The sequence below is a fragment of the Ruegeria sp. A3M17 genome (assembly GCF_003318255.1).
Classification (GTDB): domain Bacteria; phylum Pseudomonadota; class Alphaproteobacteria; order Rhodobacterales; family Rhodobacteraceae; genus Ruegeria.
In genome coordinates this window covers 165,449-190,896 of record NZ_QOCF01000004.1, presented here as the reverse complement: position 1 = coordinate 190,896, position 25,448 = coordinate 165,449, and the positions used below count along the sequence as shown (strand labels likewise).

Sequence of the window (25,448 nt, the reverse complement as noted above, 5' to 3'; positions counted from 1 at the left end):
GGCTTGTGTTACCGGACATTTCTCAAGTCGCGTAGCGAGACGGCGCATAGACGCTCATGTCTGCGTTTGGGGTCCTGCCCGCGATCATCTGCGCCAGCAGACGTCCTGTTTTCGGCCCGCCCGTGAGGCCGATATGATGGTGGCCAAACCCCATAAACGCTCCGTCAATTCCCGGCACCTCGCCGATGATCGGGATCGAGTCTGCCGGTGCGGGCCTGTGCCCCATCCATTCTACTTCGTCCTTCCATGTTACGCCCGGAAAGGCCGCCCGGGCATTCTTGCGCATCAGTTCGAACGGTGCCCTCGAAGGCGGCGCGTCCAGCCCGCCGAATTCGACAATCCCAGCCAGCCGGATGCGGCCGTCCATCGGCGTGGCAACGAACTTGCCCGAAGCAACCATAACCGGACTTTTCGGCATCGCGGAAGGTTCCACCAATTCAAGATGATAACCACGTTCTGTCTCCAGTGGAACAGAAACGCCCAATTTGCTGGCCAAAGGTCCCGACCAGACGCCCGCAGTGACAATTGCAGTGTCACACGGGATGGTCTCACCAGCCACCCGAACGCCTGAGACTTTACCGTTCTCGTGTACGACGTCCTCAACAGCAGCACGGATGACCCTGCCGCCGTTGGCCTCGACATGTGCGGCTAGGTCTTTCACGTACCGCCCGGGATCGGTGATGTGTCCGTGATCGGAAAGTTTGGCAGCAAATCCGATATCTTTGCTGTAGATCGGGTCGTAGGCGTGGAACGCGGCACCCTCTAGTTCTTCCCACTTGAACCCATGCTTGCGCCGAACACGCCAACCAAAGGCATCGCCTTCGAAATGCTGGCGGTTTTCGTAGAGGAACAGGTAGTCGGATGGCACAATCCATTTCTCGGCCGTCGTACCCTGAGCCAGAGCCTGATGATCGTTTAGGCTGTCTCCGACAATGGGGGTTAGCGCGGCCGCTATACGTTCGACGTCGCTTGCGTTTGCGTGTTTCAGATAGCGCGTCAACCACGGCAAGAGCTTGGGTACATAGCCCCATTTCATGAACAAAGGTTGCGACGGGTCAAACAGCATCCTGGGCGCTTTTTTCAAAAGCCCCGGCACCGTGACCGGAATGATCGAGCAAGAGGCCAGCACACCGCCATTGCCATGCGAGGTGCCCTCTCCGGGGCCGGCCTTGTCGATCAGGATGACATCATGTCCGTCACGTTGCAGCCAGACGGCGGTTGAGACACCAACGATACCGGCACCGATAATGGCAATTGTCTTTTTCTCGCTCATGCCGCCACCGCTTTGGAAACCGCATAGTGATTCAGCTTTGCCTCGTCCGGCTTCCCTCCAAGACCCGGTGTGTCGGGGACTATGACCTGGCCCCTTTTCACCTCGAAAGGCTTCTCAAGAATGTCTTCTGCCAAGAAGTAAGAGGCCTGATAAAACTCGCAGCCCAGCGTAATTTCCGGTGTGGCGGCGATCATGTGAGTGCCTGCCAGATGTGCCAGACCTGCCTCAAACATATCTCCGCCATAAGCACTCAGACCGTGTGCTGCGGCCATGCGGGCAACTGTTTGCCCGCGCGTCAATCCTCCGGATTTCATGATTTTGACCGAGACACCGTCGCAGATCCCTTCGCTTGCAGCCCGCTCCATATCCTCGGGGCCAAAGACGCTTTCATCGGCCAGTAGCGGCACATCCGTCATTTGCCGCAGCTTTGCCATCATGCCGTAGTGATGCGCGCGCACCGGCTGTTCGATGAAATCAGGATTGAACGATGCCACGTCCCGTACCTGCGCCAGTGCGTCCTCGATTGACAGGCCTTGATTGTAATCAACGCGCACCGAGAACTGTGGGTAATGCTTCGCCAAATGCTCAAGCCGCATGATATCGAAAGCATGATCCTTGAACCCCGTCTTCAACTTGACGATTCTCACGCCGTCGTCCTGCAAACGGGCCAGCAGATCTATATCCTGCGCAAAATCGGGGTTAGCGATGGAGCAGCTTAGCGGGATCGCGTCGCGGCATTTCCCTCCCAACAAGGCCCAGACCGGAACGGCGCTGATCCGGCCCGTCAAGTCAAGCAATGCTGCTTCCAACGCCGCCTTGGCCTCGGTGCAATGCGCCACCGCATATGCAGCCCGCGCCATGATAGCGGCTCTGTCAGCAACCCTCGCCCCCATCACCAACGGACGCAGATACCTATTCAATGCGGCGTAAGTCGCCTCGGGCGTTCCGGTGAATACGGACCAGGGTGAGGCTTCGCCAAATCCTTGGCTACCATCCTCGGACGTCAGGCGCAGGACAACGACCTCGCACACGCCTTCGACAGATCCAATACCGTGGTCCCGGCGAGATGTGACAGGCAGTTCAAGATGCCACAGGTCGTAGCCGATGATTTGTTGTGACAGATCGCCCATTCGTCCTCCCCAGCGATAGGTGGAAGCCTGCCTTGACCTGCATATCATTTCAAATACTATGTTTTCGTAAGTCCATCATAAGAAATGATAGGGTAAGCTGTGTCTCTGCGCTTTCGTCAGTTGCAGGCGTTCCACGCCATCATGGAAACGGGCACCGTAACCGGGGCCGCGTCAGTCTTGGGAATCTCGCAACCGGGCATCAGCAATCTGTTGGCTCAGCTGGAACGCGAGGCCCGGCTGCCCCTGTTCGAACGCAACAAAGGGCGTCTTTTGCCGACGCCAGAGGCGGAGCTTTTGTATCGTGAGGTCGATACCGTGGTCCGCGGGCTGGATCACGTCGCGCAGGCCGTATCGGACCTGCAGAACAAGCACCCCGGGCAATTGCAGGTTGCTGCGCCCCATCTATTGTCGTTCGGTTTCATGCCGCGAGAGATTGCCCGTTTTGCCAAATCTCGCCCCAATCTGTCCGTCAGCTTTCAGTCTCAGTATTCTTCGAAAATACAAGAGTGGGTGACCTCTGGCTTGTTCGAAATTGGCATCGTCGAGATGCCAATACTCCACGACACGCTGAACTATCAGGTCTTCCATTTTGAAACGATGGCCACGTTCCCCGAAGGTAGCCAATTGGCGGCCTATGACGAGTTGACCCCTGAGCTGCTTGAGAATGAGCCGTTCATTGTCATGGGCCCCGAGCACCAAACACATCGCAGAACCCGTGACATTTTTCAGACTGCAGAGCGTACCTGGCAGACGCGAATACACACACACTTGTCGGAAAACCTGCTGAGCTTTGTCAAACAGGGCATGGGCGTGGCGATGATCGACCCGTTCACCGTTACTTTCGACGAAGAGGGCGGGTATCAAACCCGCCCTTTCACACCAACAGTCACGCTGGATCTTGCGATAATCACCGCAAAAGGACGCCCTTTATCGATGATTGCGCAAGAGTTTCTGACCCAGCTGACCCCGTCAATCGCGTCCTACGCCACCCATTCCGACACCGGTGCCGCCGCTTCGTGAAGCTGTTGTGAGTGGATGTCGACCAGCGTCGGGCCATCATGCTCAACAGCCTGCTTCAACACTTTTCGCAGATCGTCAGGATCCTTCACCGTCCAGGATTTGACCCCAAACGCCGACGCAACGGCAGCGTGATCGGTCCGATTGAAATCGACGTTGTAGTAACGCTGCCCAAAGCCTGCATCCTGACCCGCTTTGATCCAACCAAAGACCGAGTTCGAGAATACGATCGAGGTAATCGGCATCTTGTGCCGCACCATCGTTTCAAACTCACCGCAAGTGAAGCCAAACGACCCATCCCCCATAACGGACAATGTCTTGACCGATGGCCGACCTACATGGGCGCCCATAGCGGCACCCAGCGAATAACCCAACGCGCCATGCGCCCGATTGGTGATAAAATGCCGCCCCGGTTTGCGCCAGCGGTAATGAGCGCTGAAGTAAGGGCACGGGGTGCCCGGATCAGCGACGACAATCGCATCATCATCCAGGATGTCTGCAAGAGCCGCCATTACGGCTTCGGGCCGGATCGGAGTTTCGCGACTTGCCGCAAGCGGAGCGAACGCTTGCAACTTGGCCTCCCAAGCGGCACGGGCTAGGGCCGCTCCACCAAAGTCTGGCAGATCGTGTCGTGTTTTCAGTGACTGCGCCAAGGCCTCTAACGCTAGCCGGGCGTCGGCGCAGATGGCCACCTCTGTCTGATAGTTTGCGCCGATCACCATCGGATCGCTGTCTATATGGATGATGATGGCATCCCGTCCGGGGCTGCGCCAGCGTTCGGTCGTGACCGACCCAGCGCGGCAACCGACAAACATGACCACATCTGCCTGATCCACAACGGCGCGCGTGGCCGTAACACCACCGTTCGATCCGACGACGCCCAAGGCCAGCGGATCCGTTTCGGCAATGGAACCCTGACCGGAAACTGTTGTGGCGACTGGGATATCCAGCAGGGTTGCAACTTGGCGCAACGCCTCCTCGGCCCCGGAAAGAACCGGCCCGCCGCCACAAACGATGACTGCTGACTTAGTTTTGGCCAGGATATCCGCGGCCGCTTCAATCGCATCCAGATCCGGTCCTGCCCGTTCTGCGGGATAGCTGCGGTGGCGTGTGTCGGCCCATATCTCGGCTTCGTCCACCGGCCCTTTTTGCGTGTCAAAGGGCAGCGCCAGATGTGTTGCGCCCGGTGTTCCGGTCGTCATTGCACGAAACGCAGCCCGCACCATCGCAGGCAAACGCGAGGCGTCGTCCAGTGACGCATTCCACTTTGCCAAAGGCTTGAACAGCGCAGCCTGATCCAATTCGGTCAACGGATACTTCCCGCGGCTTGTGGTTGCCACGTCAGAGGTGATCGCCAGAATGGGAACCGAGCTTTCGCTGGCCTCGATCACCCCCGGCAATATGTAGGTCGCCCCGCCTCCGGACGGGCCTTCGCAGACGCCCGGCTTGCCAGTGACGCGTGCGTATCCATCCGCCATATAGGCCGCGTGACGTTCATCCCGGGTCAGAATGTGCTGAATGCCATGATCCATCCGCGCCAACGCGTCATAGAATGGCAGCGTTGTATCACCGCACAGGCCGAACATGTGTTTCACGCCGTGTGCTTCCAGCATGCGCACCATTGCCTCAGCACCTGTCAGATAGTTCGTCCCGGTCATCGCTGGTTTCCTTTGGTTTCGTTCTGCACACAGAACTGTATACAGTTTTGTATATTGATTTCAAGTGCAGCCTGTGGCACGCCTTGGCAAACGGAAAAAGGCGGCACTTATGGCAGGTCCACGCGTTGACGACATCTATGATCAGGTAAAGGCGATGGCCGTCTCGTTTCATCTGCGACCCGGTGATCGGTTGAATGAAGTGGCTTTGTCGAAAGAATTGGGCGTCAGCCGCACGCCTCTGCGCGAGGCCCTGAACCGGTTGGTGGCCGAACACCTGTTCGACTTTCGCCCCGGTCTGGGGTTTTTCTGCCGCCCGCTGGACCCGCAGAGCGTGTTTGATTTATTCGAGCTGCGCCAGATCATCGAATCCGCCGCCGCGCGCATTGCTTGCACAAAAGCGTCTGACAAGGACCTACAAACACTTCGGGATGAGCTTTACACAACCGGCATCGACATCGCCGGCCTGACCGTCGAAGAAGCCGTCAGCAGGGACGAGGATTTTCATCTGGGCATTGCCAGGCTATCGGGCAATGAGGAACTGGTTCAGACCCTGACCCGGATCAACGAACGCATCCGATACATCCGCTGGGTTTCCATGAGCTTGGATCGGGTTCAACGCTCGAAAGACGAACATAAACGGGTCATGCAGGCTTTGATGGATCGCGACGCGGATGAGGCCGCGCGCGTACTGGGCGCGCATATCTCCAAGCGAATGGATCAGGTGCAGGACGCCGTGCGCCACGGGATATCCAGCATCTACATGGAAGGGTCCGAAGACATCTCGGCCCGCATTATCGAGGAGGCGCAAGGATGATCGCCCAAGGTGGTAAATCCATTTACGGAGCGTCGGTGGGCATTCTGATGCTGGACGCCCAATTCCCACGCATCCCCGGTGATATGGGAAATGCGCTGACATGGCCTTTTCCGGTGCTCTATCGCATTGTTCGGGATGCTTCGCCGGAACTAGTCGTTCGGCACCGGGCCGAGGGCATGTTGGACGCATTCATTGATGCCGCGCGTGAACTGGTCAAGGATGGCGCGGACGGCATTACCACCAATTGCGGGTTTCTGTCCCTGTTTCAGAAAGAGCTGTCCGAGGCTGTGCCGGTTCCGGTTGTGACCTCATCTTTGATGCAGGTGCAGATGGTGAACGGTATCCTTCCGGCCGGAAAACGCGCGGGGGTTCTGACCATTTCTGCTTCCACTTTGACCCGTGAACATCTGCGCTGTGCTGAGGTTCCGGACGATACACCCATCGGTTCCACCGAAGGCGGGCTCGAATTCACACGCGCAATACTAGGGAACGAACTCGTCCTGGATGTTGATAAGGCCCGTGCCGATAACGTTGATGCCGCGCTTGCGTTGCAGTCTGAGAATCCGAACCTTGGCGCGATCGTGCTGGAATGCACGAATATGTGCCCATACGCGGCAGATATTCAGCGCGCCACCGGTTTGCCCGTCTTTTCCATTGTGACATTGGTCAGTTGGTTTCAAGCCGGGCTTGCGCCGCCGCGCTTTCCCAATCCCTAAAGGGCGCGACGGTCAGGCCTAAAGTCTCTTTTGCCCACCAATTCGTGCGTTGCGCTTACCGGAAAAAGACCGTAAGCGTCCCGCCCGCCGGTCGCAGCCTACCCGGTTATCAAAACAAGGACTGAAAACATGAAAACTACTTTGGTCTGCTCCGGCGGACTGGATTCCGTGTCGCTTGCGCATGTGCTGGCCGCGGAAGGAAACCTTTCACGGCTTGTGTCTTTCGACTATGGCCAGCGCCACACCAAGGAGCTGACCTTCGCGGCCCTTTGTGCAATGCGGCTAAGCGTGCCTCATCACCTGATCGACCTGCGTTCTGTCGGAGCGTCGCTGACAGGCTCGGCCTTAACCGACGACGTGGACGTGCCCGACGGGCATTACGCGGAAGAAACGATGAAGGTCACGGTTGTCCCCAACCGCAATGCGATCATGCTGACCATCGCTTATGGTGTGGCAGCAGCGCAGGGGGATGATGCGGTGGCTGCTGCTGTTCATGGCGGCGACCATTTCATCTATCCCGATTGCCGCCCGGCATTCACCGATGCGTTTGACACCATGCAGCGCGCAGCGTTGGGCGGCTACGCGGATGTGGCGCTGCATGTGCCATTCGTGCACCGCAGCAAAGCCGATATTGTCCGCGAAGGCGCGCGCGTGGACACCCCGTTCGATCAGACGTGGTCCTGCTACAAAGGCTGCGATTTGCATTGTGGCCGTTGCGGAACATGCGTTGAACGGCGCGAGGCGTTTGATCTGGCCGGAGTGCCGGACCCAACGCAATACGAAGACGCCGAATTCTGGAAATCGGCCATCGCGGGGGCACAGGTCTGATGTACCGGATCACCAAAGAGTTCCACTTTTCCGCCTCGCACCAGCTGACCCACCTGCCCGAAGATCATCAGTGTGCCCGGATGCATGGACACAACTATGTCGTTGTGGTCGAATTGGCCCGGCGCGAGTTAAACGCGGATGGGTTCGTGCGGGATTACCACGAGCTGAAACCGCTCAAGACCTATATCGACGATGAATTTGACCACCGGCACTTGAACAATGTGCTGAATGTCGTGTCGACCGCCGAAAACCTTGCGCGGCACTTCTTTGACTGGTGCGCGGCCCGCTGGCCCGAAACCGCTGCGGTGAAAGTGTCCGAAACGCCCAAGACATGGGCCGAGTTTCGCCCATGACCCTTAAAATATCCGAAATTTTCGGCCCCACGGTACAGGGCGAAGGCGCGCTGATCGGTCAGCCGACGGTATTTGTACGCTCGGGCGGATGCGATTTCCGGTGCAGCTGGTGCGACAGCCTCCATGCTGTCGACAGCGCCTATCGCCACGATTGGGCAGCAATGGAAACGCAGGCCGTCTGGTCCGAGGTCCAGCGTTTGTCAGGCGGGCGGCCTCTGACTGTTTCCCTGTCTGGCGGCAATCCCGCCATTCAGGATTTTGGCCCTTTGATTCAGCAAGGTAAAGCGGAAGGCTATGCCTTTGCATGCGAAACCCAAGGGTCAATTGCAAAGCCGTGGTTTGCCGACCTTGCTATGCTTGTTCTCAGCCCGAAACCGCCCAGCAGTGGCGAGGATATGGATTGGACGGCGTTTGACGCCTGCCTCAACGTGCGCCCCGCGCAAACTGTCCTCAAGATTGTGATCTTTGACGACACGGATTTTAACTGGGCACGCAGCGTAGCCGACCGGCATCCGGACCTTCCGCTGTACGTTCAACCCGGTAACCCGGAAACCGATCCGGCCAGCCCGGTTGATCTGACCAATGCCACCAGCCGTATGGACTGGCTGATCGACAAAACTTTGAATGCCGGTTGGTTCGCGCCTCGCATTCTGCCCCAGCTCCACGTGCTGATCTGGGGCAACAAACACGGCGTCTGACTGCAGGAGAGATAACATGACCGATAGTATCTACAGTAACCTCACCCAGTTGGGCGGAGACACCAGAATGCCAGCCAGCCCGGAAGAGGCGGTTCTGGAACGCGTGCAGAACCCGCAGGCTGATGTGGATTACAACGTGCGCTTTACTGCGCCCGAGTTCACTTCGCTTTGCCCAATGACCGGCCAACCGGATTTTGCCCATCTGGTGATAGATTACGTGCCCGATCAGTGGTTGGTGGAAAGCAAGGCGCTCAAGTTGTTTCTGGGCTCGTTCCGCAATCATGGCGCCTTTCACGAAGATTGCACCATCTCGATTGCCCGCCGACTGCAGGAGTTTCTGGAGCCAAGGTGGCTGCGTATCGGAGGCTATTGGTATCCGCGCGGGGGCATTCCGATCGACGTGTTCTGGCAAACTGGCCCAACGCCTGAAGGCGTCTGGATCCCGGATCAGGGTGTGCCGCCTTACCGTGGGCGTGGTTGACCCCGATGATTTGAGAGGCGTGAAGGCCCCAGCCTGACAAGCAATCAAAGGGGCCCCACGCACCGGTTCGAAACGTGACGTTTTGGCAGTGGTGGTAATTTTGTTTCGCCCAAGCTTGCGGTTTTGAAACATCATGACAATCCAACACTGATGGGTTAGATGTTTTTTTAATGTAAGAACAAATTCCTGGTGACGATTGTGGAACAGGTGGCCTTTAATTTTGAGATGGGTGTCGTTTGCGCTCTTCTTGCCTTCACCGTATTTCTCTTTGTATCCGAAATCGTCAGAATTGACCTTTCTGCCATACTTGTTCTGGTCCTAATCGGCCTTCTCAGTTACGCGCCCGGGCTCGAGAAACTCGCGGACGTGCCGCACCTGTTTGATGGATTTGCATCCAATGCGGTGATTTCCATTATCGCTGTCATGATCGTTGGCGCGGGCCTCGACAAGACTGGCATAATGAACAAAGTCGCCGCCGTTATTCTGAAATATGGCGGTACGTCCGAGAAACGCGTGCTGCCGATTATTTCGGGTACCGTGGGGGTCATTTCCTCGTTCATGCAAAACGTTGGGGCCGCCGCGCTATTCCTTCCGGTCGTCAGCCGAATATCTTCCCGATCAGGCATCCCGTTGTCGCGTTTGCTGATGCCGATGGGGTTCTGCGCCATCCTTGGCGGCACAATGACGATGGTCGGATCTTCGCCTCTTATCCTGCTGAACGATCTGATCCAGTCGGCCAACAATGGCCTGCCCGAAGGTCAGAAAATGGAGCAGTTCGGCCTGTTTTCTGTGACGCCGATCGGGATTGTTCTGATCCTGACCGGCATCGCCTACTTTCTGCTGCTGGGTCGGTGGGTTTTACCCGGTGATGAGGGATCGGAAAACACCGGGACCGGGCAGGGAACGCAGGAGTATCTGCAACGTGTTTACGGCTTGAAAGCCGATGTTTTCGAAGTAATCGTTCCAGCCGAAAGCCCTTTGGTCGGGCAGATTTTGGCCGACATAAACCACGAAAACCACCTGTACATCATTTCGACATTCTATCGCGGCAAAACCTCGATGGTTCAGGTCCTGACGGCCGAAATTGCCGCGCCTTGCCGATTGGCGATCATAGGTCGGCGCTGGGTCGTGGAGGAGTTTGCTCAGAAATACGGGCTGACCGTGCTGCCGGCGTTGGACATCTTTGTCGAAGAATTTGCGCCAACCAATGCAGGGATCGCTGAAGTTGTCATAACACCCGACAGCAAACTGATCGGGAAATGCCCACGTGAGCTATTGTTCCGCAAGACATACGGCATGTCGTTGCTTGCCATCCATCGCGGCGAGGAAACGCTCAGCCATGTTGAATCCGAAACGCACGAGTCCACTCAAATCGGGCTTGAGGAGTTTCACGCAGGCGACATGCTTGTGGCCCATACACGCTGGGACAACCTGATGCGGATCAAGCGCGATCCCGATTTTGTGGTCGTCACCACCGACTTCCCCCAAGACGAACTGCGCCCGCAAAAGGTAGGTTGGGCGCTGGCGTTTTTCGCCGTTTCCTTGTCGATGATCCTGTTCACCGACATTCGGCTCTCACTCTGTTTGTTGACCGGAGCCGCGGGAATGATGTTGACACGTGTATTGAGTGTCGATGAAGCCTACCGTGCGGTTGGATGGAACACAGTCTTTCTGCTCGCATGCCTTATTCCATTGGGTCAGGCGGTACAGAATACCGGCACGGCTGCATGGATTGCACAACAGATCATGGTCATTCTGGACGGCTGGCCGATCTGGTCACTTCAGGCCGGCGTTGCGATTTTGGCCACGGCGTTTTCCCTGGTGATGTCCAATGTCGGGGCCACCGTCCTGCTGGTGCCATTGGCCGTTTCCATTGCCGTGGCGGCTGGAGGAAATCCGGCTGTTTTTGCCCTGACAGTTGCCATATCAACATCGAACAGCTTCATAATCCCGACCCATCAGGTAAACGCCCTGATTATGGGTCCTGCAGGGTATAAAGTCATGGACTTTGTACGCTCAGGGGGGGTTATGACCATCCTGTTTCTTGTTGTTTCACTCCTTATGCTCAATCTGCTGTACTGACCGTTTCGGCAAGCAGGAATGGGTCCATGATTGCAAGGCCTTACAGCTGTAAACTAACGCTCGCTGAATGCGCGTTCCATTGTCATCTGCACCGGCTTCAACAGGTAGGAAAGCAGCGTCTGTTCACCCGTCGTCATTTCCGCAACAACAGTCATCCCAGCCTGAAGCGGACGCTCCCACGGGCCCGTGCCGACCTTGGCTTCGGCCAGTTTAAACGAGGCCCTGAAATAGGTTTCACCGGTTTGTTCATCCGTCAGAGGCACAGGATAGATGGATTGCAGGCGTCCTTCGACCTTACCGAAACGCCGGGCATCAAACGTGTCTACGCTTACTGAAACCGGCTGATCCACCTCAACATGGCCGACCTCGGAATTTGCGATACGTGCTTCTACGACCAAGGCGCGACGGGTTGGCAAAATCTCAAAAATCACTTCGCCCGGCGCGATGACTTCCCCTGGGTTAGGATATGTTACCGCCTGAATAATTCCACGTGCTGGGGCAGAAATACGCAGTGCCGCCAATTTGGAATTTACGATGTCCAGCGATATCTCCAACTCCAAGCGCCTTTGCTCAAGTTCGGCCCATCGGGTCAGCACCTCATCTCGCAGCGCCAAGGTTTCTTCAACTTTGGCTGCGCGGGCCAGCATCAATGCGCTCTGGGCTTCGGCAAGGCGCACCCGGGCGTCTGAAGCAGCCGCCCGTACTGAGTCCACTTCATCCTCTTCCTCAAGGAAATCGCTCAGGGATTTTAGACCCTGCGTCCGCAGCTGCGCGTATCTCTCCAGAATCTCCTCTTTCTTTCGAACGCGGTCCTGTGCGAACTGCGTGGCCCGTGTCAGGATATCCAATGTCCCCTCGTGCTGTTTGATTGTGGCCAGCTGAATGCGTTGGCTTTCAGCATAAAGGTCCAACCTTGCGGCTGCAGAAATCAGGCCCTTGCCTTTGAGCGCATCAATTTCCGCCTTGTCAGGCACCGCTTCGCGATCCAATACCGCCAGTACAGCGGACGCTGTGGCCAAGTCTCGCTGAACCGCAGCATGCTGGCCCGACGTGACATCTCTTTCCCGCGTCAGATCCGGGTGATGCAGTTCAACCAGCAAATCCCCCGCCTCAACCAACTGGCCGTCGCGAACGTGAACAGCCCGAACAATGCCGCCGAGCATCGTTTCGATTTGTGGATACGCGCCAACTGGCAGGATGGTTCCAGGGGCGCGGGTGACCTGGGGAACAGCAGTTTGCCCTGCCAGAACCACCAGGCAACCAACCATGGCCGAAACCGCAAGCGACAGGAAAGCCGCAAATCGTGGCCGCCGCATTCGACGCCTCCAATTGGCGCGTTCCATTGGACTGGACGTGTCACTTTTCTTTGAACCTGATTTCACTGTGCCCTCCCAAGCGTTTTCAACACGGCCTGAAGTTTCTTGCGCCCCGCATCACCTGTGCTGTTCACGACAACCTTGTCGCCATTCAGAAAGATGAAGCGGTCGGCGATCTGCATGAATGAGCGATCCGCCGTTGCTATGACCACAGTCCTGCGCCCTTGCTGCGCGCGGCTCCAGTTTCTGAAACACGCCCGTCGATGGTCGGAAAGGCCGTTGGTTGGATCGGAAAACAGATAGACTGAAGAAGGGCGCGCCATGCTGCGTGCAAGGACCAGCGACTTTAAGGTTGCCGATGGCATCTGCGCCAGGTCACCGTAGGTCAAACGAGTATCGATGCCCTTTGGCAGAAGGCCTTGGTCATCCAGCAAATCCATATCGGTCAAAGCAGCCATAATGTTGTCGTCAGTGAGAGACGGCGAGGCCAATCGAAAGTTCTGGGCAACAGTGCCGTAGAACATCGACATGTCGTAAGTGGCGTAGGTTATGGATTTACGCAATTCGTCCCTGGCAATCTGACGAATGTCGATGCCGTCATGTTCAATCGTACCTGCCAGAGGCGCGTAAAGGCCATCGATCAGATCCAGCACCGCTGTGCGACCGGCCGCATCGCTGCCCATGACCAGTACCACTTCGCCCGGATCACAGTTGAAACTGGCTTGCGAAAGGACAGGCGCGTTCAAAGGGTCCGGCCGGTACGTGGCAGAGCAAAACGAAATCGCGCCGCTCAAAGTCTTTTGGTGCGTTTGTTCCAGGCCCACCTCGATCTCCTCGCCAAGATCAAGGACGCGATCCGCCTGATTTCGACTGCTTCGGAAGGAAAGGATCTGGGGGAAGCTGGAATACAGAGACTGAATCGGCGCCAGAATTTTGGACACCAACGCAATCGAGGCGATCAACGCACCAAAACTGATATCACCGCGCAACGCACCATGCGCGCACAAGATGATGGCCCCCATCGTCGCAAGTGCCGTAACGGATTGAGCCAATGATTGCGCAAGCGCCTGAAACTGACGGCTGCGGCGCGCGGCCGCTTCTGCGCGCTGTGCAAGAGGCATACAGCGATCCAACCATTGGTTTTGCATCCCCAGATTTGCAATGGTCCGCTGGTTAAGAATAGCGTCCTGAACGGCCGACTGGCTGGCGGCTGCGGCCTCTGCCGTTTTTTGATCCAACCTTTTTTGGTGTGGGATGATTATTGCGCCGAGCAAGACAAGAAAGACCGCCAAGCCGAGCGTCAGCAGCCCGACCTGCGGTGCGAGACATGCAAGGACCGCAAAGAAAATCACCACGAATGGCAGATCCAAAAGGGTCGTCATGACCTGCCCGGTAAATGCATCGCGCAAGGATTCGAATTGGCGAAAACGAGATAGCTGTTGGTTTACATCCGTTTTTCCGAGCTGGCTCAGCGGCAGTGACATCAGTTTGCGAAACAGCGCAATCATCAACTGACGCTCTCCACGCCAGCCAACATATGCCAGCGCCCGCGTGCGCGCTTGGCGGAAGCACAGGTCAGACGCCCCAACAATCACCACACCGATCATCAGCGAAACCAGCAAACTGACAGAACCCGACGGGATGACACGTTCGTAGATGCCCATGATCAACAAGGGTGCCATGAGTCCCAGAATGTTAGACAGTAGCGAGGCGGTCAGCAGCCAAGGCAGCATCGGGCCAAATTCTGCGAATGCCGAGCGGACAGATGTGAACCGCCTGTCTGCTTGTTGATGTGTGAAGCGGTCTATCCGGATGACGGTGCACCATTGGCGACCGGGCTTGAGGTGGTTCAGATCTGGGTTCAGATCGTCGCTGATTTGCAGCGTGCCACCTATCCGAGCCAACGCCAGGAAGCAGGCACCATTGTCCGGTATGATCAATGCCGGGCATTCGTGATCCGTGATCTCGCGTTCACGACATCTGATCTGCGTGTATGGGATATCGAGGTTTTCCAACGTCTCGAAAATGTCGTCCGGGCGGAGCCGATCCAGCACGTGCGGAAACGCCTCAAGCAGCCGGTCTTCATTATTGCGCCAGCCACCCGCCAATAGCAATCTAAACAGCAACCCGCTTACAATCTGAGTGTTCATTGCGGTCATGCGGCACCCTTTTTCCAGGCTTCTGCGGCAGTCCGTTCAAGATCTGCGTCCATCGCCCATGCCGCCAGATCCAGGGCGTTTGACAAACTTAAGCGAACGCACCTGTCCGTAATCTGCCTCATCCGAGGGTCCGGGCTTGCCACAAACATCGTAGGCCGCGGTGAAACGGATTGGAGGTAATCCGCCAGAGCTTGGCGTTCCGTTGTATCTAAAACCGCTGTTGGTTCATTCATCAAAAGCACTCGCGGCCGCAGCGCCAAGGCCCGTGTCAATGCAATGAGATGACGGTTCACCGGGTCGGCCTCAAACCCGGTTCCGGTGTTAAGCTGGGTTGCATTACCCATGGGCAAACGGTGAATGCGCTTCTCTAGCCCAAGTGCGACGGCAACTTGCTTGGCGCGATCAACGGACTCGGCGTCACCAAAAGCGCTGATGTTTTCAAGCAGTGTTCCCGACAGGATCGCTGGCTCGGCTTCGAGCGCAACCAGCGCGTCCTGCCCTCGCCACCCGATCAGTTGTGATGCCCCCAAGCCGCCAATGAACAACCCGCCTTCATCGGGTTCTCGCTGCCCCATCATTGCGTCAAACAAAACTTCGACCATCCAACTTTCTTCGGGCTCAATCAAAACGCCCTGCCCTTGCTCCACCTGAAAGTTGAGGGGCAAGAAAGCTCTTCCCTCTCCTTTCAAACGGCGCATGGACAAACCGGATACCCGGATCTGACCCAAGTGATCGTAGGAAAGCCCTACACTTTGCCCGGTTTCAAGCTGTTCCATTTCGTTCAATCGTGCTTGTGAAATGGCAGAATTTTCCGACTGAACCCACATCGCCATGAGTTTGGTCAAAGGCTGGATAATTCGGCCATTCAACAGCATGCAGGCAGCCAATTCGGCGATACCGATCAGGTTGATGATCACCAGGTAGGCCCCCAGCAGCCCCATCGCAGCAACAGTCACCTGCGAGAAAATGGCTCCAAAGCTTTGTGCAAAGCCCGAGAAATGGATCAGCTTTTTGCTGATATCGACGGTCTGATCTTCAAGCAATTCAAAGCGGCGGGCCAATTGTGGCTCCATCCGGTTTGCCTTGGCCGTGGGCATATTTGACAAAATCTCGGCCAAAAACGCGTATCGGCGTGTGTCCAGGGACTTGCGGCGCTTGAACAGGGCCCACTGCGCCCGTTTCATGGCTGCCGCGAAGACAATCACGACGCCAAACGCGCCCAGTGGCACCAAAATCAGCCACCCCCCGATCAATCCGATCAGAATCGCAAACAAGACCGTAAAGGGCAGATCAATCGAGAGTGTTTGCCCCTGCCCCGAATGGTAGTCCCGCAACTGGCCGATAGCTGCGTAGCGTTCCGCATAGTTGCTGGCGGGTTCACGCGAGAAGGCCAATGAATTCGCGTTCAGAACTTTGGTCATAAAGCGGCGGTAATTCCAGACCGCTGCCCCTTCAGCCGTGGTTGTCAAAAGGACGGCACGGCACTGTCTCAGTATCAGCTCCATACCGGCACCGATAACCAGTGCCACCGTCAATACGCGCAGCGTGTCTGTAGACTGAAATGGGATGACCCGATCAAATATCAGCAAGATGGAAATCGGCATCAAAAGCGACAGAATATTCATAGTCAAAGAGGCAACCCAAAGCGGGATATCAAAGTGAGGTGTCGAAATGCGACCAACAAATCCACGCGGTTCCATGATGCTTTTCACCCCCTTGGTCATTTCAGCAGGAGTGGTCAGTTTCCGTTTACGACCCGTTAACTCCCCGGCGCATCATTCCTAAGATTTACTTTTAAATTTAGGCGTTTAGTTGCCCGTTATCGGCGGGCGCGTGTTACCAAATACGATGAATCAGCTGTTGTTTGGGGAATTGTGCGATGGGTAAACTAGAGAACGACCTGAATTTTCACGCAGGGTCTGCACAGGCCGATATGGACGAACTACACGAGATCGCCTCTCATCTTTCCCGCAATGTTGTCGGGCCAAGCGAAGATCCGACGCGCAGTTCGTTACACACAGGCCAACAATTCTCTGGGACATTGGCGCGGAATATTCGGAACGAGGGTGCCCCGGACGAGTTGAGCCCTCGCACCGTGCATGCGCAACAGTCCGGCAACGTCACAAACACTGATCCCGTCGCCCATACCTTTAATTCAACGAACACGTTGGCTGGGTCAATTGCACAGAACACCAAGGCAGAGGCGATGGAAATTGCCGAAAGCGCGGCTGGGGTGGAAGCATTCAGAGTCGCAATTTCAACGCCCCAAACAACAGAAGGTGTGGGAAATACCCATGTAAGCGGCCCGGTCTCTCGTCCAGAGCTGCCAAGCGTACCCAGTCTGGATGCAGCCCCGGCAATACCAACCGACACGCAGACCGAGAACAATGCTCCGCAAGAGGTCACCCTGGATAACACTTCTGTTGCCGAGAACGCCAATGGGGCATTGATCGGAAACATCTCGATCGTGGACGCGGATGCGTCGGACACGCACAGCTTTGACATCTCGGACGACCGTTTTGAAATCGTGGACGGCAAGTTGCAGCTAAAGCCCGGCATTGCGTTGGATCATGAAGAAGCGGCGCAGATAGAGGTCGACGTCACCGTGACGGACGCTGGCGAGTCCACCCTGACCGAGCGTTTCATCGTGGACGTTCAGGATGTGAACGAGGGTCCGGCAGATCTGGAGCTGGACAACACTTCTGTTGCCGAGAACGCCAATGGTGCGGTGATCGGGAACATTTCCATCGTAGACCCGGACGCGTCGGACACGCACAGCTTTGACATTTCGGACGACCGTTTTGAAATCGTGGACGGCAAGTTGCAGCTAAAGCCTGGCATTGCGCTGAATCATGAGGAAGCGGCACAGATAGAGGTCGACGTCACCGTCACGGATGCTGGCGGGGCCACCCTGACCGAGCGTTTCATCGTGGACGTTCAGGATGTGAACGAGGGTCCGACGGGTCTGGTGCTGGGCCACAGTGCTAAAAACCTCATTCAGAATGGCAGTTTCGAAGAATTTGATTTGGATATGGGCAAGTGGAAAGGCTTTGGCTCGGATGAAAGCGGGTCCTGGCAAGACGCGCACGGATTGGAAATTTGGGATCATCTAGGCGGTACGAAAGCGTCCGATGGCGATCAGCTGCTTGAGATGGATCATGGACGGGGCGTCGACAGTATTTCCCAGGTCGTCCAAACAGAGGATGGTCAGCTCTATGATCTGGGCATTGACCTGCGTGAGCGCCTCGCAGGTGGAACCGATACAGTCGAGGTCTATTGGAACGGCAATCTGGTGGCGGAACTGGACCCGCAATCCGCAGTTTGGGAAACGTTCCAACTGCAGGTCGTTGGAACAGGACAGGATACGCTGAAACTGCGCGAACCTGAGGGCCATAATGATACCTACGACGCCCTGGTTGATAACATCACACTGACCGCCGCAGAGCAGACCGTGGCCGAAAATGTCGACGGTGCAGTCGTGGGGCGGCTCAGTTTCGAGGATCCGGATCAGCGCGATACCCATAGGTTCCAAATCTCGGATGACCGGTTCGAAGTCATCGGTGGTGAACTGCGTCTGAAACCCGGTGTTGCGTTGGATTATGAAGTGGCACCCTCGGTCACTGTTGATGTCACAGTGATCGACGACGGCGGGTTGCGTCAGACCGAAAGCTTTACTGTCAATGTGGCGGATACGTACGAGATGACGTTTTCGTCAGGGTTTCACGCCAAACACTTCGACGTTGATCATCGTCTTTCCAAACTGGAAGACATCAACTGGACCGCAGAACCGACCCATGAAGAGGTTACGTCCGAAATCAACTACGCAAACAGTCACGACACATTCTGGGATGGAGGCGCGAAAGACACGTTCGGCGTCCAGATCAATGGCAGTATCGAGGTTGAGCAAGGCGGAACATTCACTTTTTTTCTGGGCGCCGATGATGGTGCGATGTTGGTAATCAACGGCAAACCCGTCGTTGAAAATGACGGGCTGCACGGGTTTCGAACTCGAACAGGTGAAATTGAGCTTGAACCGGGAACACATTCGATCGAAATCCGATACTTCGAAAATTACGGACGGGCTGGACTGAAACTTGAATGGGAAGGCCCAGGTCTTGATGGGCGAGAGAGGGTTACAGCCCCGGACATGTCCGAGGCCCAAACCGTATCCGGCATGCCGCTGGCCATTGATGTGGATATGGGAACGCTCAGCGTGACCGAGGAAACCACGTTCGAACTGACAGGTCTGCCCACCGGGACAATTATCGAGACTGGCGGAACCGCATTCGCGGCAAACGCGGACGGGATCGCAGAGATGGGAGGCTGGCAAGGTGGAATGATCACAGTAACACCGCCGCCAGAATTTGAGGGAACGGTCGAAGCAGCCCTGCATCATTCTACGCCAACCGGTGAAAACAGCAGTCACGACGGCGTACAATACCTGACTTTCGAAGTAACTCAGGCTGACTTGCCCGCACCAGATGCCAAAATGGTGGGCGGATTCCGTGCCAGTTATTTTGACATGGACAGCAGGTTGTCAGAGTTGGACGACATCGACTGGTCCGCTGAGCCGACACATCAGGAATTTGTGCCTGAAATCAACTATGAAAACAGTCGCAGCTCATTCTGGGAAGGCGGTTCAGGGGATACGTTTGGGGCAAAACTCGAAGGTCAAATCACAATAGAAGAAGGCGGTTCCTACACGTTTTTTGCCGGTGCGGACGATGGCGTAGCCGTCTTTGTCAACGGAATAAGGATCGTGGACAATGATGGTCTGCATGGGTTCCGAACGCGGTCCGGAGAAATCGACCTGGAACCGGGTACTTATGATATCGAAGTCCGATATTTTGAGAATTACGGCCGTGCGGGGCTGAAATTGGAATGGGACGGGCCGGACACAACGGGGCGCGAGCTTTTGCAGGCTGACCCACGACCAACAGTCGACGAAAACGGGACGGTCGAAGTCGCAATCGAGTTGGACCAAGCAAGCGATCATGCTGCCGTATCTCTGGAAGGGCTGCCACCAAATACGCTGCTGATCAGCGGTGAGAATTCACTGATGACAGATGGCGGTTCGGCGGATCTGTCTGGCTGGGATCTCGACTTTCTTGAGATATCTCCACCCCCTGGATTTGAAGGCGCAATCGAAGGGGAAATCGCGGTGACGGACACCGGATTTAACGGGGCGCAATTGTCCTCAGAGATTCCCTTTGCGCTGGACGTCGGGCAGACAGATGAAATTGCAAAGGACCTTGCCCCTGATCTGTCCGAAACGCTTGCTGCGACAATACAGGTTGAACCGCCGGCGCTGTGGCACTTGGATTTTGCGCAAAGTGACGGGGAAACCGACAGTGATGTCATGGCCGAAGCGGTATTGACCAACCCGGGCTCTGAGATCTCGTGTATCGAGACCGAAGCCTATGAGCGCATTGATTGGTAGCAGCATTCAACCTTGTTTGCGGGCCACAATCCATATCGGGTTATATGTCAGGGACACGCCATTATCGCCGCCAAAGTGACGGACATATTGTTCCGTGAATTGGGCAAGACTGGTTTTGGTCCAGACCTTCTGCGCGCGCCCGTTGACCCCAGTTTTTCGAAGATGATTGAGAACGCCTCGGGGCGTATCAAAGTGCAGTTCAGAAAGGTTTTCACCGCAACTGATTATCTCTAACTGGCCTTTGATCGCCGCGGCCAGATCTTCAGATCGGCACAAGCCCGGCGCCTTGGCAGTGGAGCCGACTTTCACCAGTTCCCGGTATTGTTCCGGTCCAAAGCCTGAAACCGCCAACCACCCGCCAGGAGCCAATGCGTTGGCCGCCTTTTGCAAAAAGGCTACGGGATCGAACAGCCATTGGATCATGGATGCGGACATGACCAAATTGGGCTGAGATGGCCATTCAACAGTTTTGGCATCACCACATAAAAAATCCGCGCCGACCGATGTTGCGGTCTCAGCTGCTTCGGGCGACAGGTCATTGACCGTCAACTGACAAATATCGAATGCGCTACACATCCGATGCGTGAGGTGGCCGGTACCACACCCAAATTCCAATCCGGTCGCGAAATGATGCGGCGCGCCGCCGGCCCGCATCTCATCGACCAGCCGATCCGCGATTTTGGCTTGCTGGCTGGCCGAGCCGTGATAGCTGCGGAAACTGCGACTGAAACTGCGCTGGACGCGGTCCGCGATCTGCACGTTCATGCGACCCACTCCTGCCAGTTCTGACCATCGCGAAACGGGACATGCGGGGTGGCTATGTCACGCGCGGCAGACTGTTGATGCGCCCATGCCGCCTCTTGCGCGGGGGGCGGGATAATACGGTCCCGCTGGGGGATCCAAATCCGGTCAAATGCCACCTCGGGTGCGCCACCACGGTCGATCACGGCGTGAAGCTCTGCCTGCGCGGCCTCCATGTCAATTTCGGGAACCGGTCCATTCAATCCGGCGCGGCGACAGAACTTTGCTAAACTGGCTTCGGTCAGGTTATCCGCCGTGGCGCGGATCATATCCGGCGCGATGCCACGCTCGGGGTCAGCAGGGCATAGCGTGCCACTGATAGCAATCAGCCGATCAGGGAAATATCCGGTTTGCGCCAGCCAATGGCCCGCAGATGCGACGCCGAAAGAAAAGGCAATCAAATTGACGCGATCATATTGCGCAATGTCAGGCAGAGGATCGTCAAGGTGGCGGAAGTCGTCGACTAATAGCACATCACCGCGCCCTGAAAGGCCAGCAAAAGGCGCAGCCCCCAGCGCCCAACCGCCAAAAATCAGGATCAATTCTTCCGTTCCCGACCGCGATAGCCACTGCTGTTTCATGACAGGCCTCGGACCAGGGAGATCATGGCCGATGTTACGCGGCTCAATTCGTCGGCGGAGATGATGTAAGGCGGCATGCAATAGATGTTGCGGGCAAACGGGCGCAACCAAATTCCGGTATCGGGTGCCAGCGCATGCGCAACCGCGGGATCAACCCATTGCTCCATTTCGATGACCCCGATCGCGCCAAGCACGCGCACATCGGCAACGCCTGGCAATTCACGTGCGGGGGCAAGCTCTTGCTTCATCTGGTCGGCGATCGCGTGCACTTCGGCGCGCCAATCTCTAACCGATAGTTGGTCCAAACTGGCCACTGCGGCAGAACAGGCCAGCGGGTTGGCCATATAGGTCGGGCCATGCATCAGAACGCTGGCTTTGCTTTCACCAATTCGACGCGCGACATCCTCAGTCGTGGCGGTCGCGGCCAGAGTAATATGGCCACCTGTCAGCGCTTTGCCCAGGCAGATGATGTCCGGAACCACTTCAGCATGATGCATCGCGAACAGTTCGCCCGTGCGGCCAAACCCGGTCGCGATTTCGTCAAAAATCACAAGAATTCCGTGCGATTTACACAGGTCTTGCGCGCCTTTTAGCCACTTGGGGTGATAGAAATACATACCACCCGCGCCCTGGATCACTGGCTCAAGGATCAGGGCCGCGATTTGATCGGCTTTGGTTTCCAGCAGCTCTGCTAATGCATCCAGCCCATTCAGGGTTGGATCATCCGTCCATTCCTGATCGAACGATATCGGCGGGCGTGGCAGGAAATGTTGGATCGACAGCGCGCCGCTGAACAGCCCATGCATCCCATTCTCGGGGTCGCAAACGCTCATCGCTTTCCATGTGTCCCCGTGATAGCCGCCGCGAACGGTCGCAAATTGCGTGCGCCGCGTGTGACCCAGCGCCATCTGATACTGCACGGCCATTTTCAATGCGACTTCAATCGCGACCGACCCGCTGTCACTATAGAAAATGCGATCCAGCCCGTCAGGCAACAGCCCGACCAGCTTGCGACCGAGTTCAATCGCGGGTTGATGCGTCAGGCCACCGAACATGACATGGGGCATTTGCTGCAGCTGTTCCTGCATCGCAGCCGTAATGGCCGGATGACGATGCCCGTGCACCGCACACCACCACGACGACATTGCGTCGATCATCCGTGTGCCGTCGTCTCGGGTCAGCCACACCCCTTCGGCCTCGGTGATCAGATGCATCGGGCCGGGGTTCAGAACATTCGTATAGGGATGCCACAGGTGGCGAGCGTCAAACTCCAGAGCGGTCACAGAACCCTCCGAATTGTTGCGGTGTCGATCGCATGGAAGGCAGCCGACAGCGTTTCTCGCGTCAGGGTTTCAAGATACGGCAAGCGTCCCAAATGGGTAACCTGACACATCTCGGCGATGGTCTGTTCAACCTCCGGCTCAGCGTCGCCTACGAACGCTACACCGACGACGTTGCAACCTGCGCCCCGCAAGGCCATCAGGGACAGGCTTGTGTGGTTGATCGTGCCCAATGCGGTCCGCGCCACAAGAACCACGGGTGCCTGCCACACCGAGATAACATCAAGGAAAAAGGTCTTGCGGTTCAGCGGCACCATGATCCCGCCTGCCCCCTCGACGACCAAGGGCCCGTTGACTTGCGGCAGCGCAAGCCGATCCGGCGAAATCTCGACGCCCATGTCCTCGGCCGACAAATGGGGTGAGGCTGGCATGTTCAGGCGATAGGCTTCCGGCAAAATTTCAGCACCGGAAAGCGTCGCGACGGTTTCTGTGTCCGTTGCATCCTCAAGCCCGGATTGCACCGGTTTCCAATAGGTTGCGCCAAGCGCGGCCGTTAGGCCCGCAGCAAAAACCGTTTTCCCGACACCGGTGTCGGTACCTGTTACGATTACAGCGCTCATGCCGCCTCCGCCTGTTGATGCGACAGTGTTTCGAACAGAGCGCTGATGTCATCAGCTCCTACGTTGCCGGTGATCGACACCCTTAGACGCGATGTGCCGCGTGGCACGGTCGGCGGCCGGATACCACGGACGTCAAAACCTTTGGCCTGCAACGTTGCGGCCATTTCCATGGTTTTGGCATCATCGCTCAGAATAATGGGGATAATCTGGCTGTTCAGTGCCTCTTGGGGTGTTCCGATCTGACGTGCAACGGCATGCGCGTGGCGAATTCGGGACAGGGCACTCTGGGCTAGCAAACTATCTGCTTGAAGATGCTGCAGAACAGCGCGAACAAGGGCCGCGTTGAAGGGCGATGGGGCCGTGGCAAAGATAAACGGGCGCGCGCGGTTAATCAGTGTTTCGATCATCACCCGGCGGCCGCAAATCAATCCGCCCGAAACCCCCAACCCTTTGCCGCAAGTGTGCAGCGTCAACAACTCAGCCTTTAGGCCATGCGCCAGACCTTTACCATTAGTGCCAAATACTCCGGTCGCATGAGCTTCATCCACGACCAAAATGGCACCGTGTTCACAGGCCAGATCAGACAGCGCGGCCAAGGGCGCAATGTCGCCCTCCATGGAATAGATGCTTTCTACTGCGATCCAGATTTGGCCAGGCCCGCCTTCTGCCAACCACGCCTCAATGGCCAGACGCGCTGCGGCCACATCATTATGAGCAAAAGCACATGTTTGGGCGCGTCCCATCCGCATGCCTTCAAGCGCGCTTGCGTGAACCAAAGCATCGTAAAGGATCAGATCATCGGCGGCAGGAAGGGTCGAGAAAATCGCCTGATTGGCTTGGAAACCTCCACCCATGAACAAAGCAGCCTCAGCATCAAAAAAGGCGGCGGCCTCGTTTTCAAGCGCCTCATGTTCGGGATGATTGCCCCGCAACAAACGGGAACCACCAGATCCCAGCGGCACGCCCTGCGCCAATGCCGTTTGCGCGGCATCGCGCAGGAGTGACGATTGCGCCAGACCAAGGTAGTCATTGGACGCAAAATCCAGACCGCGCGGCGGTGTCAACACCCGGCGGCGGTGCCGGGTGTCCAACAGTTCAAGCATCGAGTTCAACCGACTCAGTGCCTTCATTCAGCAGCATCCAGGCAGGATTTTTCGGCCGATGTTTCCGCCTGCAGCCCAAGCTTTGCGAACAAAATGGCATCGGTGTCTTCTTCGGGGTTTTCTGCCGTCAGAAGAGTTTCGCCAACAAATATGGAATTCGCACCTGCGAAGAAGCACATGGCTTGCAATTCCTCGCTCATATCGCTGCGCCCGGCGGAAAGCCTTACATAAGACTGTGGCATCATGATCCGTGCCACGGCTATGACCCTTACAAAGTCGATCGGATCGATCGGCTTGGCGTCTGCCAAAGGCGTGTCTTCTTGCGGCATCAGCATGTTGATCGGCACCGAATCCGGTGCCGGGTTCATATTGGCCAATGTGACCAGCATATCGACACGGTCCTGAACCTCTTCCCCCATCCCGAGGATACCGCCGGAACAGACCTTTATACCCGCTTCCTGCACGCGGTTCATCGTGTCAATGCGGTCCGCAAAGGTGCGTGTGGTGATGACTTCGGGATAGTAACGCTCGGACGTGTCTATGTTGTGGTTGTAATAGTCGAGCCCGGCATCACGCAAACGGATCACCTGATTATCGTCCAGCATGCCAAGGGTCATGCAGGTTTCCATCCCCATCTCGCGCACACCTTCGACCATGGCAACAAGCGCATCCATATCCCGATCTTTGGGTTCGCGCCACGCAGCGCCCATGCAGAAACGGGTCGCCCCGCCGTCGCAGGCCTTGCGGGCTTCGGTCAGAACGCGCTGAACCTCAATTAGTTTTGAGGCTGACAGCTTTGATCCGTTCCGTGCTGATTGTGAGCAATAGGCGCAATCTTCGGCACAACCACCCGTTTTGATCGACAGCAGTTTCGATGTCTGGACCTTGTTGGGATCAAAGTTTTCGCGGTGCACTGTCTGCGCGCGAAACAGCAAATCCATCAGCGGAAGGTCATACAGAGCTTGGGCAGCGTCGCGGGACCATATCGGGGAGGTATTTTTCATTTTATAGATACTTTTCGAGAACTCTCATGGCTACCCGTTCTTTTATAGATAAAGATCGTTATCACAACCAGTTTCTACCATCTACGTCACTCAG

21 protein-coding genes are annotated in these 25,448 nt (G+C 56.6%); 9 read left to right on the top strand and 12 right to left on the bottom strand.

The window, feature by feature from the left end; all coding sequences use genetic code 11:
* Positions 1-22 precede the first annotated feature (22 nt).
* Together DS906_RS02270 and DS906_RS02265 are read right to left on the bottom strand one after the other, a co-directional pair.
* Entirely contained in the window at positions 23-1,273 is a 1,251-nt protein-coding gene (locus DS906_RS02270; RefSeq protein WP_113788633.1) for an FAD-binding oxidoreductase, read from the bottom strand.
* Complete coding sequence (locus tag DS906_RS02265) at positions 1,270-2,403, bottom strand: enolase C-terminal domain-like protein (RefSeq protein ID WP_113788632.1); 1,134 nt, start codon at positions 2,401-2,403, stop codon at positions 1,270-1,272. Before DS906_RS02265 ends, DS906_RS02270 begins: the two co-directional genes overlap by 4 nt.
* A gap of 99 nt (positions 2,404-2,502) precedes the next feature.
* On the opposite strand from DS906_RS02265, the gene DS906_RS02260 reads away from it, so the two are divergent.
* A complete protein-coding gene (locus tag DS906_RS02260) occupies positions 2,503-3,423 on the top strand; it encodes a LysR family transcriptional regulator (RefSeq protein ID WP_113788631.1) in 921 nt (306 codons plus the stop codon).
* Here the strand turns inward: DS906_RS02260 and DS906_RS02255 are convergent.
* Positions 3,384-5,078 carry a thiamine pyrophosphate-binding protein gene (locus tag DS906_RS02255; protein WP_113788630.1) on the bottom strand — a complete coding sequence of 565 codons (1,695 nt, stop codon included), beginning with the start codon at positions 5,076-5,078 and terminating at the stop codon, positions 3,384-3,386. The two genes, DS906_RS02260 and DS906_RS02255, sit on opposite strands and share 40 nt — an antisense overlap.
* A gap of 109 nt (positions 5,079-5,187) precedes the next feature.
* Here DS906_RS02255 and DS906_RS02250 point away from each other — a divergent pair, with 109 nt between their 5' ends.
* The 7 genes from DS906_RS02250 to DS906_RS02220 all read left to right on the top strand — a co-directional run bounded on the left by DS906_RS02250 (position 5,188) and on the right by DS906_RS02220 (position 11,050).
* On the top strand, positions 5,188-5,892 hold the full coding sequence (locus tag DS906_RS02250) for a GntR family transcriptional regulator (RefSeq protein WP_113788629.1): 705 nt from the start codon (positions 5,188-5,190) through the stop codon (positions 5,890-5,892).
* Complete coding sequence (locus DS906_RS02245; protein WP_113788628.1) at positions 5,889-6,608, top strand: aspartate/glutamate racemase family protein; 720 nt, start codon at positions 5,889-5,891, stop codon at positions 6,606-6,608. The genes DS906_RS02250 and DS906_RS02245 overlap by 4 nt, the downstream gene beginning before the upstream one ends.
* 129 nt (positions 6,609-6,737) lie before the next feature.
* Positions 6,738-7,436 (top strand): 7-cyano-7-deazaguanine synthase QueC, encoded by a 699-nt coding sequence (gene queC, locus DS906_RS02240; protein WP_113788627.1) that lies wholly within the window; start codon positions 6,738-6,740, stop codon positions 7,434-7,436.
* On the top strand, positions 7,436-7,789 hold the full coding sequence (gene queD / locus DS906_RS02235; RefSeq protein ID WP_113788626.1) for a 6-carboxytetrahydropterin synthase QueD: 354 nt from the start codon (positions 7,436-7,438) through the stop codon (positions 7,787-7,789). The genes queC and queD overlap by 1 nt, the downstream gene beginning before the upstream one ends.
* Positions 7,786-8,487 carry a 7-carboxy-7-deazaguanine synthase QueE gene (gene queE, locus DS906_RS02230; RefSeq protein ID WP_113788625.1) on the top strand — a complete coding sequence of 234 codons (702 nt, stop codon included), beginning with the start codon at positions 7,786-7,788 and terminating at the stop codon, positions 8,485-8,487. The genes queD and queE overlap by 4 nt, the downstream gene beginning before the upstream one ends.
* Before the next feature lie 16 nt (positions 8,488-8,503).
* On the top strand, positions 8,504-8,968 hold the full coding sequence (gene queF / locus DS906_RS02225; RefSeq protein ID WP_113788624.1) for a preQ(1) synthase: 465 nt from the start codon (positions 8,504-8,506) through the stop codon (positions 8,966-8,968).
* A 225-nt stretch (positions 8,969-9,193) separates the two neighbouring features.
* On the top strand, positions 9,194-11,050 hold the full coding sequence (locus tag DS906_RS02220) for an SLC13 family permease (RefSeq protein WP_113788647.1): 1,857 nt from the start codon (positions 9,194-9,196) through the stop codon (positions 11,048-11,050).
* A 53-nt stretch (positions 11,051-11,103) separates the two neighbouring features.
* On the opposite strand, the gene DS906_RS02215 is transcribed toward DS906_RS02220, so the two are convergent.
* The 3 genes from DS906_RS02215 to DS906_RS02205 all read right to left on the bottom strand — a co-directional run bounded on the left by DS906_RS02215 (position 11,104) and on the right by DS906_RS02205 (position 16,150).
* Positions 11,104-12,366 carry an HlyD family type I secretion periplasmic adaptor subunit gene (locus DS906_RS02215; protein WP_158541269.1) on the bottom strand — a complete coding sequence of 421 codons (1,263 nt, stop codon included), beginning with the start codon at positions 12,364-12,366 and terminating at the stop codon, positions 11,104-11,106.
* Between the two features lie 62 nt (positions 12,367-12,428).
* Positions 12,429-14,525: an ABC transporter transmembrane domain-containing protein gene (locus DS906_RS02210; RefSeq protein WP_113788622.1), complete on the bottom strand. Its 2,097-nt coding sequence runs from the start codon at positions 14,523-14,525 to the stop codon at positions 12,429-12,431.
* Positions 14,522-16,150, bottom strand: a complete 1,629-nt coding sequence (locus DS906_RS02205; protein WP_255415362.1) for an ABC transporter transmembrane domain-containing protein — start codon at positions 16,148-16,150, stop codon at positions 14,522-14,524. The genes DS906_RS02210 and DS906_RS02205 overlap by 4 nt, the downstream gene beginning before the upstream one ends.
* A 254-nt stretch (positions 16,151-16,404) precedes the next feature.
* Here DS906_RS02205 and DS906_RS02200 point away from each other — a divergent pair, with 254 nt between their 5' ends.
* Positions 16,405-19,965 carry a PA14 domain-containing protein gene (locus DS906_RS02200; RefSeq protein ID WP_113788620.1) on the top strand — a complete coding sequence of 1,187 codons (3,561 nt, stop codon included), beginning with the start codon at positions 16,405-16,407 and terminating at the stop codon, positions 19,963-19,965.
* Positions 19,966-19,971: 6 nt separating this feature from the next.
* Here DS906_RS02200 and DS906_RS02195 read toward each other — a convergent pair whose 3' ends face one another.
* The 6 genes from DS906_RS02195 to bioB are packed head-to-tail and all read right to left on the bottom strand — an operon-like array spanning position 19,972 to position 25,354.
* The gene (locus DS906_RS02195) at positions 19,972-20,730 is read right to left on the bottom strand and encodes a methyltransferase (RefSeq protein WP_113788619.1); all 759 of its coding nucleotides are present in this window, start codon (positions 20,728-20,730) and stop codon (positions 19,972-19,974) included.
* On the bottom strand, positions 20,727-21,347 hold the full coding sequence (locus DS906_RS02190; protein ID WP_113788618.1) for a pimeloyl-ACP methyl esterase BioG family protein: 621 nt from the start codon (positions 21,345-21,347) through the stop codon (positions 20,727-20,729). Before DS906_RS02190 ends, DS906_RS02195 begins: the two co-directional genes overlap by 4 nt.
* Positions 21,344-22,630: an adenosylmethionine--8-amino-7-oxononanoate transaminase gene (bioA, locus tag DS906_RS02185; RefSeq protein WP_113788617.1), complete on the bottom strand. Its 1,287-nt coding sequence runs from the start codon at positions 22,628-22,630 to the stop codon at positions 21,344-21,346. The genes DS906_RS02190 and bioA overlap by 4 nt, the downstream gene beginning before the upstream one ends.
* Positions 22,627-23,247 (bottom strand): dethiobiotin synthase, encoded by a 621-nt coding sequence (gene bioD / locus DS906_RS02180; RefSeq protein ID WP_113788616.1) that lies wholly within the window; start codon positions 23,245-23,247, stop codon positions 22,627-22,629. Before bioD ends, bioA begins: the two co-directional genes overlap by 4 nt.
* Positions 23,244-24,377 carry an 8-amino-7-oxononanoate synthase gene (locus DS906_RS02175; protein WP_113788615.1) on the bottom strand — a complete coding sequence of 378 codons (1,134 nt, stop codon included), beginning with the start codon at positions 24,375-24,377 and terminating at the stop codon, positions 23,244-23,246. Before DS906_RS02175 ends, bioD begins: the two co-directional genes overlap by 4 nt.
* On the bottom strand, positions 24,374-25,354 hold the full coding sequence (bioB, locus tag DS906_RS02170; protein WP_113788614.1) for a biotin synthase BioB: 981 nt from the start codon (positions 25,352-25,354) through the stop codon (positions 24,374-24,376). The genes DS906_RS02175 and bioB overlap by 4 nt, the downstream gene beginning before the upstream one ends.
* Positions 25,355-25,448 lie beyond the last annotated feature (94 nt).